The sequence below is a fragment of the Paraburkholderia phytofirmans OLGA172 genome, from assembly GCF_001634365.1.
GTDB lineage: Bacteria > Pseudomonadota > Gammaproteobacteria > Burkholderiales > Burkholderiaceae > Paraburkholderia.
The window spans coordinates 1023850-1037023 of the sequence record NZ_CP014579.1; the positions used below are offsets into that span (position 1 = coordinate 1023850).

The 13174-nt window shown below is 59.5% G+C and carries 12 protein-coding genes and 7 pseudogenes; 9 read left to right on the plus strand and 10 right to left on the minus strand.

Features of this window, described 5'->3' with window-relative positions; translation table 11 throughout:
* Nucleotides 1-337: 337 nt before the first annotated feature.
* Nucleotides 338-985 carry a DNA-3-methyladenine glycosylase gene (locus tag AYM40_RS24860; RefSeq protein WP_063500678.1) on the plus strand — a complete coding sequence of 216 codons (648 nt, stop codon included), beginning with the start codon at nt 338-340 and terminating at the stop codon, nt 983-985.
* A gap of 274 nt (nt 986-1259) precedes the next feature.
* Nucleotides 1260-1604 (plus strand): DUF4148 domain-containing protein, encoded by a 345-nt coding sequence (locus AYM40_RS24865; protein WP_063498861.1) that lies wholly within the window; start codon nt 1260-1262, stop codon nt 1602-1604.
* Nucleotides 1605-1842: 238 nt separating this feature from the next.
* On the opposite strand, the gene AYM40_RS24870 is transcribed toward AYM40_RS24865, so the two are convergent.
* Nucleotides 1843-2286, minus strand: coding sequence for a CBS domain-containing protein (locus AYM40_RS24870; protein ID WP_063498862.1), 444 nt, complete (start codon nt 2284-2286; stop codon nt 1843-1845).
* A 279-nt stretch (nt 2287-2565) separates the two neighbouring features.
* Between AYM40_RS24870 and ribA the strand changes: the two genes are divergently transcribed.
* The gene (gene ribA, locus AYM40_RS24875; RefSeq protein WP_063498863.1) at nt 2566-3216 is read left to right on the plus strand and encodes a GTP cyclohydrolase II; all 651 of its coding nucleotides are present in this window, start codon (nt 2566-2568) and stop codon (nt 3214-3216) included.
* A gap of 415 nt (nt 3217-3631) precedes the next feature.
* Here ribA and AYM40_RS24880 read toward each other — a convergent pair whose 3' ends face one another.
* Nucleotides 3632-4210, minus strand: coding sequence for a TetR/AcrR family transcriptional regulator (locus AYM40_RS24880; RefSeq protein WP_063498864.1), 579 nt, complete (start codon nt 4208-4210; stop codon nt 3632-3634).
* A 335-nt stretch (nt 4211-4545) separates the two neighbouring features.
* Between AYM40_RS24880 and AYM40_RS24885 the strand changes: the two genes are divergently transcribed.
* From AYM40_RS24885 to AYM40_RS24895, 5 genes and pseudogenes are all read left to right on the plus strand, one after another.
* Nucleotides 4546-5274: a hypothetical protein gene (locus AYM40_RS24885; protein ID WP_063498865.1), complete on the plus strand. Its 729-nt coding sequence runs from the start codon at nt 4546-4548 to the stop codon at nt 5272-5274.
* 12 nt (nt 5275-5286) lie between these two features.
* Nucleotides 5287-5370: pseudogene (locus tag AYM40_RS43510) on the plus strand (oxidoreductase); the annotation flags it as partial.
* Nucleotides 5371-5570: 200 nt separating this feature from the next.
* A pseudogene (locus tag AYM40_RS43800) lies at nt 5571-5678 on the plus strand (IS5/IS1182 family transposase); the annotation flags it as partial.
* A gap of 187 nt (nt 5679-5865) precedes the next feature.
* Nucleotides 5866-6633: an SDR family NAD(P)-dependent oxidoreductase gene (locus AYM40_RS24890; RefSeq protein ID WP_063498866.1), complete on the plus strand. Its 768-nt coding sequence runs from the start codon at nt 5866-5868 to the stop codon at nt 6631-6633.
* Nucleotides 6634-6675: 42 nt separating this feature from the next.
* Nucleotides 6676-7290: a glutathione S-transferase family protein gene (locus AYM40_RS24895; protein WP_063498867.1), complete on the plus strand. Its 615-nt coding sequence runs from the start codon at nt 6676-6678 to the stop codon at nt 7288-7290.
* 118 nt (nt 7291-7408) lie between these two features.
* Here the strand turns inward: AYM40_RS24895 and AYM40_RS24900 are convergent, their stop codons facing one another.
* The 8 genes and pseudogenes from AYM40_RS24900 to AYM40_RS24920 form a co-directional block, all read right to left on the minus strand.
* Nucleotides 7409-8977, minus strand: a complete 1569-nt coding sequence (locus AYM40_RS24900; protein WP_063498868.1) for a tetratricopeptide repeat protein — start codon at nt 8975-8977, stop codon at nt 7409-7411.
* A 135-nt stretch (nt 8978-9112) separates the two neighbouring features.
* Nucleotides 9113-9436, minus strand: a complete 324-nt coding sequence (locus AYM40_RS43805) for a calcium-binding protein (protein WP_063500679.1) — start codon at nt 9434-9436, stop codon at nt 9113-9115.
* Nucleotides 9437-9532: 96 nt separating this feature from the next.
* Nucleotides 9533-9652 (minus strand): annotated as a pseudogene (locus AYM40_RS43810) (hypothetical protein); the annotation flags it as partial.
* A 314-nt stretch (nt 9653-9966) separates the two neighbouring features.
* On the minus strand, nt 9967-11139 hold the full coding sequence (locus AYM40_RS24910; RefSeq protein ID WP_063498869.1) for a porin: 1173 nt from the start codon (nt 11137-11139) through the stop codon (nt 9967-9969).
* A gap of 255 nt (nt 11140-11394) precedes the next feature.
* A pseudogene (locus tag AYM40_RS38960) lies at nt 11395-11568 on the minus strand (transposase domain-containing protein); the annotation flags it as partial.
* Nucleotides 11569-11683: 115 nt separating this feature from the next.
* Nucleotides 11684-11878: pseudogene (gene tnpB / locus AYM40_RS43815) on the minus strand (IS66 family insertion sequence element accessory protein TnpB); the annotation flags it as partial.
* Between the two features lie 36 nt (nt 11879-11914).
* A pseudogene (locus tag AYM40_RS42675) lies at nt 11915-12097 on the minus strand (flavin reductase family protein); the annotation flags it as partial.
* Between the two features lie 136 nt (nt 12098-12233).
* Nucleotides 12234-12452 (minus strand): annotated as a pseudogene (locus tag AYM40_RS24920) (LysR family transcriptional regulator); the annotation flags it as partial.
* A 168-nt stretch (nt 12453-12620) separates the two neighbouring features.
* Here AYM40_RS24920 and AYM40_RS24925 point away from each other — a divergent pair.
* Nucleotides 12621-13130 (plus strand): hypothetical protein, encoded by a 510-nt coding sequence (locus AYM40_RS24925; RefSeq protein WP_148662421.1) that lies wholly within the window; start codon nt 12621-12623, stop codon nt 13128-13130.
* The last annotated feature ends 44 nt before the right edge of the window (nt 13131-13174 follow it).

Below are 13174 nucleotides of genomic sequence, written 5' to 3' on the forward strand. Positions count from 1 at the left end.
AGCGGTACATCGGGATCAAATCTGAATGGAACGTTGCTGCGGGTCGTGCAACTTCTTGCAATCTGTAAGCTGATCAAGTGCGCGTAAACACGCGCATGCCGGCAAAGGCCGTACTGCTGGCCGGAAACACACGATACTCCAATTAGTGCCATGATCAATGCGCCGCTGCCCTGAAATGAGGTTTTGCTACAACGAATGGGCCGATGAATGCAGGCCGATGGCGCTTTACCGCTTGATGCCGCGCGGGTGGCACGCCCGTTGGCGGGTCTGCTGCGCTGGCAGGCCGCGCATCTATGGAACCCTGCGCTTTGCGCTTAACGCCCCCCGTTCGGACCGCATGCCAAATCAGCCGCTGCCCATTCTCCCATTACTTCGTGACGATTTGCCGCTCGATGCAGTCGCGCTGGCGCGCTTCATGGTCGGCAAATACCTGGTGCATGACCTCCCCGAAGGCCGTATCAGCGGACGAATTGTCGAAACCGAGGCATATCCGGTCGGCGATTCGACCGGCCACGCTTTTCCAGGCCGCCGCGCGTATAACGGCTCGCTGTTTCTCGCCCCCGGCCACGCTTATGTCCGGCTCACGTACGGGCTTTCGTACATGCTGAATATGTCCGCGGAAGCGGAAGAAGTCGGCGCCGGCATTCTGCTTCGCGCCATCGAACCGCTGGAAGGCTTGCCCCTGATGGAAGCGCGGCGGCCCGGCGTGCCGCTGCGCGACCTCGCGCGCGGTCCCGGCCGGCTCACCATGGCCATAGGCATCGGTCAGTCGTTCGACGGTCGCGATCTTTGCACCGGGCGCGGCCTGTGGATCGGCATGATCGAGAAGGGGGATGGGCCGATTGGCGTGACGACGCGCATCGGCTTGTCGCGCGAAATGCATCGGCCGCTACGGTTTTTCGAACCCGGCAGCGCGTTCGTCAGCGGGCCGCGAAAACTGTTGCTGCCGCCGCATGCCATCGCTTTGACGGGCGCGCAAATTTGACCATCAGCGCCGGCCAATACAGCAAAACACGCTCAGTGTGGGCATGTTTTCGAAACGTCAGACACGAAGGGTTACGATCCCGACAATTATTACGGCAAAGCCAGCGCTTCAAGGGTTCTCGGCGGTAAGTTTCGCCGCATTCTTGCGTTTTTAACAATTAAATATCTTAAAATTAAGGGTTTTCCCTTGGCGATTGTGTGACTAGACTGGAGTAACTCGCTTCCCGCACGGTGTGGCAAGCGAAGCAAAAAACCAGGTCTGGAGGTAAGTCATCATGAAATCGCTCATCAAGGCACTCGCCATTGCAGCCGTTCTCGCCGCCCCGGTCGCTTCGTTCGCTCAATCGAGCGACCAACCCATCACCCGCGCGGAAGTCCGCAATCAATTGATCCAGCTGGAAAAAGCCGGCTACAACCCGGCCGCGACCAACGACACGAACTATCCGGCTGACATTCAGGCCGCCGAAAGGCAAGTGCAGGCGCAAAACCCGGCCGTTGCGCAGACGCAGGAACCGGTCGCGAATACCAGCGGTTACGGTGGCGCGGTGAGCGGTTCGTCGCAATCGGGCGGCGTGGTGCAGCCGATGTCCGGTCCGAAGTCAGTTTATTTCGGTAATTAAATTCGGCGGCTGCCGGCCGGTCTGGCCGGTAGCTGACCAGATCGAGCAAGGGCGTGCGCGAGTGAATTGACCGCACGCTTGCGATTAGCAGCTAGTCCACAATTCAAGAACCTCCGCTGCCGCAAGGTAGCTTCGCCCAACCTTTTCCAAGGATTGGGCTTTTTTTGCGCCCTGTTTCGGCAGCGTGCGATGCGCGACACGCGATAGACGTGCGCTAGGCGCGCAAGAAGCGGCGAACCTAAGGCCGTTCGCCGTGGATATAGAACTCCAGTTGCTGAATCGTGAATTGCTGCTCGGCGATGATGTTCTTCACGAGGTCGCCGATCGATACCATGCCCACCAGCCGGTCGTTGTCGATCACCGGCAAGTGGCGCATGCGCCGTTCGGTCATCAGGGCCATGCAGTCTTCGGTGGTCTGGTCGGGACGGACGAAGCGTACGGCTTTGCTCATGATGTCGCGCACCGGCGTGGCCTTCGATGAACGGTCCATCAGCACGACTTTGCGCGCATAGTCCCGCTCCGTAATGATTCCGGCGATGCTGTCGCCGTCCGTCACGACCAGTGCGCCGATGCCTTTTTCAGCCATCAGCTTGATCGCCTCGTAGACGGAATCATCGGCCCCGACGGTGTAGACGATGGTGTTGTTCGGTTTCGTTTTAAGAAGCTGGGCAACGCTTGTCATGGAGCGGCTCCGTTTCGCAGTGCAGCACGCCGATGCGGCGCGCTGTCGTGAGGGACAGGCCATTCAAGTATAGGCGCGACGCGCGCCCAAGGGACTTCGGGAATACCTGTGGCGCGTGGCCTCTCTGGCCTGGTTTAGTCCCTTGAGCAGCGCGGCGCCGCAGCGGTTCCTTGTACGGCGCGTGGACATCCGGGTGCGTCGCGCCGATTAGCGGTAAACTCCTAGCCTTACCTTATCCCCGGTTTGATCGGGTTCATGTCAGCCCCATTGTCCAACGCCATGCTCACGTCTCACGATCCGTCGCAAGCAGCAGACGGCGCAATTAGCGGCGAGTGCGTCGTCCTCGACGCCACCGCCACGCTCCCTACGCGCTACGGCACGTTCACCTCCTACGTGTTTCGCGTGGCCGAAAGCGGCGCCGAACATCTCGCGCTCGTGATGGGCGACGTCGCAAACCAGTCGTCCGTATTGACGCGCCTGCACTCCGAGTGCCTGACAGGTGACGTACTCGGCTCGTATCGTTGCGATTGCGGTGAGCAGCTCGATCTGGCGCTGCGTTATATCGCGGCCGAAGGCTGCGGCGTGCTGCTCTATCTGCGTGGTCACGAAGGGCGCGGCATCGGCCTGTCGAACAAGATTCGCGCGTATGCGCTGCAGGAGCAGGGTCGTGACACCGTCGAGGCCAATCTCGATCTCGGCTTGCCCGACGACTCGCGCGAATACGATTCGGCGGCGGGCATTCTGCGCACGCTGAAGGTCACCTCGGTGCGCCTGATGAGCAACAATCCGGAGAAATTCGACACGCTGTCGAAGCACGGCATTCCGGTATGCGAGCGGGTCGCGCTGGCGATTCCAATGCGCGAGGAAAACGAGCGCTATATCCGCACCAAGCAGTTGAAGTTCGGGCACTACTTCGACGAGAACGAATAGCGCAAAACCCGGACGTGTGCGACATGGTCCGATGTGTTCCTATAGAGGCCGTAAGTCACTGAATTGCGCATGCGACAGGTGAAGCTCGGTGAATGGCCCGCGACGAGTTTTGCCGCAGTGATCGCTGCGTGGGGAAAGAACCGTCTCGCTCGTGCGGGAGAAAACCTTTCCTGCACCGCGACTCCTATCGGGCCGTAGTGCCGTCTCGCTCTCGGCAAGTTGACAGCGCCGTTCGTACCGTTGTGCTGTTTCACAGGTGCTCGGCCAGCGCACATATGCAGCGGCGGGTGCGAGGCTCGAAACAACACGCCGAAGGAACGTCTGCCCGATGCAGACACCGGCTTCGTCAACTCACCTTCAATACGAAACCTACCTGGGCTGTGGTTGCGTGTCAGCAACCGTTCGGCCGGTCGCGTCACGCCGAGGCATCGTGCGTGTGCAGAATCATCGCTTTCGTGTTCGCCAGAATATCTCGCGCAAGAGCCGCGTCGCCAACGGCGCGTGACATGCTGACGGCGCCGATGATAGCCGTGAGAATGGCCGTGGCACGGGCGGTTGCGGACTCGTCGGCACCTATCGTGCGTGCAATTTGCCGAACGGACCAGTTGAATTGCTCGGCGACGACCTGCTTGACTTCCGCGCTCGCGAACCGTGCCTCGCCGGCGAGGGCGCAGATGCCGCAACCCGTGATGAAGTCCTGGACATGAGACGGATCAAGCCAGACGTCCACGACTTGCTCCAGCGACGGGCTGTCGTTGTCCGAGAAAAGCCGGACGAGCTTGCTCCGGCCGCGCTCCATGGCTCGCCTCGCGGCCTCCGCGATCATCGCGTCGCGCGACTCGAAATGACCATAGAAGGCGCCCTTGGTCAGGCCGGCGTTCTGCATCAACTCGGCCACGGCAACGCTATCCAGCCCGCCTTCGTTGATTTGCCGGGCCGCCGCGTCCAGGATGCGCTCCCGGCTGGCCGCCTTCTCTGCCTGTGAATGTCCCATTGCTTCCGCCCCAAATAAAGACCTTGACAATCTGCAGTACGACAGTAATACTGATTTCTGCAGTGTGATCGACCTGCAGATTATAGCGGATGCCGACACCGTCGGGTCTGATCCGATGTAACTGGCAAGGGCAGAAGCTCGTGCCGCGCAGGACGGGATGTCCCCTTTTCCTCTGTTCAGCGGAAAACGCGAACCGGAATTCACACTAAACGGAACGGCATTGCTGGCTCGGCCAATCGCGGAGCTTTGATGTCAGGTCAACATACGCCGAAGGCCGCCATTTGGCCGCGCGGCACCCAGGACAAGGCCAACACTGGGTAACGGGAGTAAACGCAATGAGTACCCTGCTCGAAGACGCAGTCAAAGCACATGGTGGTTTGGAAAACTGGAAGAAGATTCGTTCCGCCTCTCTCAAACTCGACATAGCTGGAGCGATTTGGGGATTCAAAGGCCAGCCGGACATGTTCAGGAACATCGAACTGGCTGTGGATCTGGATCCGGTAACACAGCACGTCGCGATGTCGTCACCTGACGGTGGCTGGAAAGGCGATTTCGCTCCGGACCGGATTGCGATCACAAACCTTCATGAAGATGCTGTCGAAGAGCGCCACGCACCGCGAACCGCGTTCGACGGCCATACGCAAATGACACCGTGGGACCGCCTGCATGCGTTGTACTTTTGCAGCTACGCCCTGTGGAGCTATCTGACGATCCCGTTTCTCTACACCTATCCGGGCTTCCAGACGGAAGAGCTGTCCACGTGGCAGGAAAACGGCGAGACGTGGCGGCGGCTGAAAGTCACGTTTCCGGACGCGGTCACCAGCCATAGCCGGGAGCAGATCTCCTATTTCGGCGAGGATGGCTTGCTGCGCCGCCACGACTATACGGTGGATGTGATGGGCGGTGCGCGGGGTGCGAACTATGCGTCGAACTATCGCGACGTAGGCGGCATCCTGGTGCCGATGTCGCGACGCGTGTTTGCCTACGACGACGCCGGACGAAAGATCGATGAACCGCTGCTGGTCTCCATCGACTTTCACGACATTGCGTGGAGCACGGAATAGGCCCGTACGTTGAACATCGCGTCAATCGCAGTCTTCCTCGCATCGAAGGACGCGCGATGGATCACGGGCGAACATCTTATTGCTAGGGGATGCTAACAATCAACGAATTGTGTTTACATCCTGATTTTTATGGGAGATCAGGATGGTTCGCTGGCTGATGAGCGACGCGCAATGGACCATGATCGACCATCTGTTGTCAGGCAAGGCAAGCGATCCGGGACGCACGGCGGCAGACAATCGTCTGTTTGTCGAGGCGTGCTATGGATCTCTCGTACTGGCGCACCAACATTCAGCCGGCGCCCAAAAAAGCGGGGCCGCAGGCACTTGGGCGGTCACGGGGAGGATTGAGCACGAAACTGCATGTCGCAGCCGACGCACAGGGCAATCCGCTGCGCGTCATATTGAGTTTGCTCCACTTAGCTTTGCACTTTGTGTCGCGAGGGTGCCGTTCCGGCTGGTCAACCATGTCCGCAACGTTACAGAGCGTGGCATCCGCTACGTCTTGGGGTCGCGCTTGCACTTCGCAGTCGATTCGTTGTTCGCGAACAGTTCGAAGCGCCGCCGAAGTTCATTTCGGAAAAGAAAGTATCCATGTCTATCAATGAAGAAACGTCGGTCTCGGACCGCCTGAAGGCGGTGGTCATCGGAGTGGGGCCGGAGCAAGGGCTGGGCGCGGGCCTGTCTCGCCGATTCGCGGCAGAGGGGCGTCACGTCGTCATCGCGGGGCGCACCGAAGCGAAGATCGAACGGGTACGCGAGAGCATTGTCGAGGCGGGCGGCTCGGCGAGCACGGTCGTTATGGACGTGACCAGCGAAGCGGATGTGATCCGGTTGTTCGACATCGCGATGCAGGTAGACGAACATGGCGGCAGTGCCGACCTCATTGCCTATAACGCAGGCAACAACCAGCCTCTGGATCTGCGGACGATGGAAGCGGACGTCTTCGAATCGTTCTGGCGGCTCAACTGTTTTGGCGGGTTTCTCGTGGGTCGCGAGGCCGCACGCCGCTTTGCGCCCCTCGGCCGCGGGTCGATTCTTTTCAGCGGGGCGACGGGCGCGCTTCGAGGCATGCCAAACTTCGCCCACTTCGCATCGAGCAAGGCCGGCTTGCGCATGCTCGCTCAAAGCATGGCGCGCGAATTCGGCCCGCTCGGCCTGCACGTCGCCCATGTCGTGATCGACGGTGGCATCGACGGAGAACGGGTGCATACGCGCTTCACTGAGCATGTCAAGCAGAAGGGCGTCGACGGACTGCTCGATATCGACGCCATTGCCGACGCATTCTGGTCACTTCACCGCCAGCACCGTTCGGCGTGGACGCACGAGCTCGATCTGCGCCCTTTCAAGGAAGCGTTCTAAACGATAGTGAACCTCAACAGAGTCAATCTCGAAGAGTCAACAATGAAGCTTATCGGTCCATGGTTTTCCGGCTATACCCGTCGGGTCGGCATCACGCTAAAGCTGCTCGGCATGCCGTTCGAGCACCTGCCCTATCACGCCTATGAGCAGAAGGATCTTATCCGTCCGTTCAGCCCGATGGTGAAGGTGCCGGCGCTCGCGCTCGACGACGGCACGGTTCTCTACGACAGCACAAGCATCATCGAATATCTGCACGAAGAAGTCGGAGCAGAACGCGCATTGCTCGCGCCCTCCGGCGCGAATCGACGCGACGCATTGCAGTTCATCGGCATCGCGTCCGCGATCTACGGAAAGCTCAGCGATATGTATGACGAGTCGATCCGTCCGCCCGAGCATCAGATCGCCACGATTGTCGAATCGCTGCGCGAGCAGGCGCTGGCGGGATTTCAGATGCTCGAGTCGAGGGCCGGTAACGGCTGGCTGGTGGACGACGCGCTGTCTCAAGCCGACGTGATGGTCGTGATCACCTGGCAGTCCGCGTCATTGGCATTCATGCCCGATGTCATTCATCCGGCTGCCTTCCCCAAGCTTGCCCGACTGGCCGAGCGCGCGATGGAATTGGACGCGTTCTCCAGCACGCTACCTTTCAGGGGATAGTGACAGCGTGCGCGGAGAGGAAGTCGCGACTCTTGCGAATCGATGCGGTGTGGCGCCGCCCCGTGGGCGGCCAATCGCCGGTATATCGGGCGTACGATTCGCATGCACTGTCGCGGCTTCAGCCGCCCCGCAATGCGTCGATCGCTGCGCGAAGCGCAGCAACTACGCCAGTCCAATCGCCTCGCGTCGTTTGTCGAAACAACCGCGTCTTTGCGTACCACGGACTATCGCTTCGATCGAGTTGCCATCTCCAGTCCGGCATGAACGGCAAAGCAATCCATACGGGCTTCCCAAGCGCCCCCCCCAAATGCGCCACAGCTGTGTCGACGCTGACGACGAGGTCGAGGCGAGCGATCAGCGCAGCAGTCTCAGCGAACGTGGTGAGCCGCCCGGAAACATCGCGCAGCACCCCGCGCTGCTCAAGTTGCGCGAGGCACGCGCGATCACTGTCGCGTACATCCGGTTGCAACGCGAAGAAATCCGCGTCGGCATCGAACACCGGCTTCAGTTGCTCGAGCGAAATGGACCGATTGTGATCATTCAGATGCGTACGGCTTCCCGACCACACGATCCCAATGCTCGGCCGTCGGATGGATCCTGTAAAAACATCGTCCCATTGAAGGGCAAGCGCGTCGTCTGCCTGCACATATGGACCGGATAGTGCGAGATCGGGTGCATGAACCTTGAGCGCAAACGGCAGACTCAGGATTGGAATGTGATAGTCGAAATGTGGCACTTGCCCTGTCTCACCGATGACTTCGGCCGCACCCCGATAATTTTGGAGGAGCGGCAGCAGGGCATCCTGAACACGCAGCACGACGTGAGCGCCAGCTGCACTGAGCCGATCCACGAAGCGCACGAATTGCAGCGTGTCGCCGAACCCCTGCTCATGATGAACGAGCATTGTCCTGCCACCTATCGGTTGGGTGCCGGTCCATAGGGTGTTCTGCGGAAAACCGTGGCTGCAGGTGCCATCGCGCCAACGCCATTCGTATTCGCGCCAGCCGTGTTCGAATTCTCCGAGCAGCAAATTCGTCTGAGCTCGATTGGTGCGTGCGCCGGCGTCGTTCGGATCGATCGAAAGCGCCTTCTTGAATTGAAGCAATGCCTCATCAAATTGCCCGATATCTCGCAACGCGACCCCGAGATTAACGTATGCGCGTACGAAACGCGGCTTGAGCGCGATCGCCTGCCGGTAGGCATCTAGTTCGTCCTCATAGCGCGCCATCGTACCGAGCAGCGTTCCTCGGTTGTAATGCGCTTCGGCTGATTGTGGCTGGGTCTTGCACAGATGCACCAACACATCGAGTGCCCGCTGCGATTCGCCAAGCTGTATCAGCGACATTGCGACACCATGCAATGAGGCGGCATGGTTAGGAAACTGGGTCAGGCAGCGCTCGAACAGCGCTATCGCAGCATCGCGACGCTGCGCCAACTGACACACCTGTGCGGCGAAGTACAGTTGATCCATAGACATTGACATGTGCACCGATGCCTGCACCAGGTACTCCGCTGCGCATGCATGATCGCCCTGGTTGGCGGCGATATAACCGAGGCCTGCAAGAGCTTCGCCGTGGTCGGGGACGCTCGCCAGAATGCCGCGCAGCAAACCTGCGGCATCATCGAGCCGACCGGCCATGAGGTTCTCCTGCGCGGCGGCGAGAGCGTGTTCAATATCGTGATTCATGGCGCTGGGGGCTGGAGCAAAGTGCGATCTGTCGCGGGATTCGAATCGGCTCATTGTACGGGATCGACAACGCTGCGAGAGATCAGGATGAGGTGAGCGAGATCCCACTGCGACAGTGCGACGGCTTTCCGGATGTCAGAACACGTAACCTCGATCATGCCAGTAGTGCCAGTCAGCGACGGCTACTTGTGTTGGTTCATCGCAGTTCACGGGAACGATCTGGGCCAGGGGTGCCACCACGTCACGTTGGCCCCACCGAACCCAGACGAAGATGCCAACCCGACACAGGTCTTCATGAGCGAGTCCTGTGACCGAGACGTGTTCACCCGGGCGCAGCGGTGAAGAGGCCATTGCCTTGCGAATGCTGGCCTCGAATGGAAACGAGAGCTGTTCTTCCAGATAGCAGTGCCACGACGTCGCCCGCTCTTCCTCGGTATAGGCGTCGACGACCACCTCCATCTCAATGCGATGTTCACGTTCCGCGTTGATTTTGGGCTTGTACCAGAGCGCGAAGCCGGTGCGATCCCAGTATAGACATTTGACTTTCGAGCGACCCCGGCCGACGAACACGAACAGATTGCCCGAGACAGGGTTCTGGGCAAGCAGCGGTTCGACCAGATATGACAGCCCATCAATCGATTTGCTGTTGTTACGATGGCTACACCTTTGCACCACGCGTAGGTGCGTTCAAGACGGGATGCGCTGACGGATACGTCGAAAAAAAGCCCATCCAGACGGACGGGCCAAATTGTTGCTCGGAGAAAGTCGCGTCAGCGCAAGTGTCCGCGGACTCTCGCTCCGCATTCACTGCGCCGTGACCGCCGTTTCGTCTGGACCCGCGACGAGAATCCCGACACATCTGGACGTGACCGTTCCAATCAAACTGTATCGGTCGTACCCAGATGAATTTGCACCGGCGGGTGCTTTTGCCGGCGCACACTGCTGTTGCGCCCTGAGACAGGGCTAAACCGGTTCGGTTTCAGGCTTCCTTAGAAGCGCGTGCGCAACCCGACCGTGCCGACCACCTGGTTCGCCGTCGACGACGCACCACCCGAAGTATTAATGAAGGCGACAACGTTTTGGCCGATTGCGTGCTGATACATGCCTTCGGCGTAAACATCCGTGCGCTTGGAAAGCGCGTAGACAGCTTGCAGGTTGACCTGATTCCACTTCGGATCCATGCCGTACCGCGTACCGGTCGCATTGAACGCACCTGACAGATGGGCATCGGTGTACGTGTCAGTGATACCCAGTGTAACCGCCGGTGTCAGCGTGTACTTGGCGTTCAGTTCATAGTTGTTGAAGCGCTGCGAACCATTGTTGAGGTTGAACGATTGCGTGCCCTGATAAAAACTGTTCGTGTACACGAAGCCGACCACTGCCGGGCCGAAGGTGTAGTTCAGACCCGCGCCGATCGTGCGCTGAACGTTCGCCCCGAACCTGAAGCCTGCAGTCTGGGCAGGCGCTTCGCCGAGGTCAACTGCGCCGCTGGTGTTCGCCTGGGGGGCAGCGCCGTTGCCGTTGATCTGCAGGTAGCCAGCGGCCATCTTGAACGGGCCAAAGTCGTAGCTTGCGCCCGCGCTGTAAGCACGGTTCAGCGTGAAGTCCGTGTTGTTCGAGAACGCGTAGAGGCCGCCGAACTTCAGGCCCGCATAATTGCTGCTCATGTACTTGACCGCGTTGTTCATCCGCAGCGTGTGGTTCAGGTTGTCGTTGTCGAACGGGTGCGCGAAGCCCGTGTCGCCGAACGTGCCGGCCGTACCGGATAGCGGTGCCACGAAGTCCACCAGCGAGTCATACTGGCGGCCCAGCGTCACCGTACCGAACTCGCTGCTCGTCAGGCCGACAAACGCCTGACGACCAAACAGCCGGCTATTCTGCCCGAGCTTGCCGCTCTGCACGTTGAAGCCGTTTTCCAGCACGAAAATGGCCTTCAGGCCGCCACCGAGGTCCTCGGCGCCGCGCAGACCGAACCGGCTGCCGTTGACGGTGCCGCTAGTCGCCTGAAAAAGGCTGCCGTGCGAAGTGGCGGAGGTCTTGACGTTGTTGGTATACATCAGACCGGCATCGATCAGGCCGTACAGGGTGACCGAACTCTGTGCATGGGCGGCCGATGCGGCAAGTGCAGCGGATACGGCGAGGGCGACGGGGATTTTTTTCATGATTTAACTCTAGCGGGTTGGGATTCAGACCGAAAACAGCGGCGCGAGTATAGAAGGCACGAAGCTGCATGATGTCATTTCCTGGCTGGATTACACCATTGCGTTTTACTGAGGTAATTCGTCATAATTTCGAAACAATTTTGATGAAGTCCCTGCCAGAAAAGGCGCGGTGCTGTATGTCATCCCATGCGGGACGCATCTGGGACGAATCGCCGTTGTATTGAAGCGACGGCATCCGGCGTGGAGCAGGTCGGCGACGACCCATGGCAGCAGTTCGTCGACGCGGTTGACTGGATGCTCAGCGATACGAGCGATGACGTGGCGCAGATAGGCTTCGGGATCGAGGCCATTCAGTTTGGCTGCACCGGCCAGGGTGTAGATTGCGGCGCCGCGTTCGGCGGCGTTGTTGTCGATCTCGAGGCCGCCATCACGTACCGGCGAATGACCTATACGAGTGGCCGGAGCAACGCACTGCACTGGCCGACCCAGTCCGCGAGTGTCGAACGGTTGAGCTCCACGCCGTCGCGCGCGTTGTCACATACGTTTACAAAGCGCTGCAGGGTCGGGTTGCATCGACAGGCTGTCGCCAGTCGAATCCTTCGAGCAGAAGGCCGAGTTGTGCACTGGTCAGCGAAACAATACCACCGTCAGCACGAGGCCACGCAAAGCGCCTACGCTCCAGGAGTTTGGCGAACAGGCATAGCTCGCCGTCACGCCAGTACAGGCATTTGATGAGGTCACATTCGCGACCGTCGACACCGAGCCATCCTTCTGTGAGGTTCCAGCCGAAAAGACCGGTTTCCCGAATGTTCAGCAGCGAATCCTTCGGCCCTATGCTCGAAAATCCGACAATGGGGGGCGTGTAGTTGAACGGATTGAAGAAGCTATACGGCGCCAGGTTGGCGACGCCATTGGCATCCCGCGTCGAAATCCAGCCGATTGGCCGCGGGCCAAAAATCGCATTGAACGGGTCATGCGGAAGTCCGTGACCACAGGCACACTCGCGACGGTAGCTATCTGATGTTCGCTATACGCACCACCGTCGAGCAACAGGTTCTGGCCGATAGGGGAGAGGGTTATTGATTGTCACATTGTGCTTTGCAGCCCCGCTCATAGATCACGCGCCCTACATCGGTGAGCGCGACTTGTGTTCTATCGCGAATCAGGAGCGGCTGGCCAATTTCTTCCTCGAGTTGGCGCACCATCTTGCTGATAGTCGATTGGGTAACAAACACCGCGGACGCGGCCTGTGTGAAGTTGCCAAGGCGCACGGTCCGGACGAAATAGCGCAAAGTACGGATATCAAAGGAAATGTTCGCGGCGGCTTGGCATGAAAAAAGTGACTGCCAAGTATGGTAATAAGTCGTATTTGAAATGATCAAGTTTTCTCTAAACTCTCTTAAGTGCACGATCTGATCACACGCGACAGATCAGATTGCACTCGTCGGCAACGAGGGAGCGCCGTAACAAAGGAGATGGAAGTGCTAGAGAAGCGCATTCGCATACCACGCCTTCGCGAGAAGGTTGCGACCGCGGAGGCAGCAGCATTGTTGTTCCCTGATGGTATGACCGTCGCAGCGAGCCGCTTCGGTGCTGCCGGTGATTGCAAGCTGGTCCCGCGTGCTTTGGCTGCGCGGGCGCAAGATGGACTGCGCATTACGCTAATGACGGGAGCATCAACAGGCTACGCCATTGATGGCGTGCTTGCTGAAGCTCGTGCCATTCGTCGGCGCATACCGTACCAGAATGACAAGATCCTCGGAAACCAGATCAATGCCGACGCCGCGTCCCCATCGCGAGCCTATCTGCTTACGGCGCCAGAGCAACGCATCGGGCACACGTTTATATCCGCTCCGCTGCACCGGGAGGCATTGCACGACTATGTGGCGCAAGCGTGTATTCGCGGCGGCCAAACACCGCATCTGATCGGAAATGCGCTCGCGTGGCATGCACGCTGCCGCGAGCATGGCACCATGGACCGTCAACTGTGACTTCGTTTTCGCGGTCAAGCCAGCGCTAACGGAAACCTGAAAGG

What these genes read in the sequence shown, in the direction of transcription:
- AYM40_RS24860 (WP_063500678.1), top strand. Translation starts at nt 338, where the DNA reads ATGCCAAATCAGCCGCTGCCCATTCTCCCATTACTTCGTGACGATTTG.
- AYM40_RS24865 (WP_063498861.1), top strand. Translation starts at nt 1,260, where the DNA reads ATGAAATCGCTCATCAAGGCACTCGCCATTGCAGCCGTTCTCGCCGCC.
- AYM40_RS24870 (WP_063498862.1), bottom strand. Translation starts at nt 2,286, where the DNA reads ATGACAAGCGTTGCCCAGCTTCTTAAAACGAAACCGAACAACACCATC.
- ribA (WP_063498863.1), top strand. Translation starts at nt 2,566, where the DNA reads ATGCTCACGTCTCACGATCCGTCGCAAGCAGCAGACGGCGCAATTAGC.
- AYM40_RS24880 (WP_063498864.1), bottom strand. Translation starts at nt 4,210, where the DNA reads ATGGGACATTCACAGGCAGAGAAGGCGGCCAGCCGGGAGCGCATCCTG.
- AYM40_RS24885 (WP_063498865.1), top strand. Translation starts at nt 4,546, where the DNA reads ATGAGTACCCTGCTCGAAGACGCAGTCAAAGCACATGGTGGTTTGGAA.
- AYM40_RS24890 (WP_063498866.1), top strand. Translation starts at nt 5,866, where the DNA reads ATGTCTATCAATGAAGAAACGTCGGTCTCGGACCGCCTGAAGGCGGTG.
- AYM40_RS24895 (WP_063498867.1), top strand. Translation starts at nt 6,676, where the DNA reads ATGAAGCTTATCGGTCCATGGTTTTCCGGCTATACCCGTCGGGTCGGC.
- AYM40_RS24900 (WP_063498868.1), bottom strand. Translation starts at nt 8,977, where the DNA reads ATGAATCACGATATTGAACACGCTCTCGCCGCCGCGCAGGAGAACCTC.
- AYM40_RS43805 (WP_063500679.1), bottom strand. Translation starts at nt 9,436, where the DNA reads ATGGAGGTGGTCGTCGACGCCTATACCGAGGAAGAGCGGGCGACGTCG.
- AYM40_RS24910 (WP_063498869.1), bottom strand. Translation starts at nt 11,139, where the DNA reads ATGAAAAAAATCCCCGTCGCCCTCGCCGTATCCGCTGCACTTGCCGCA.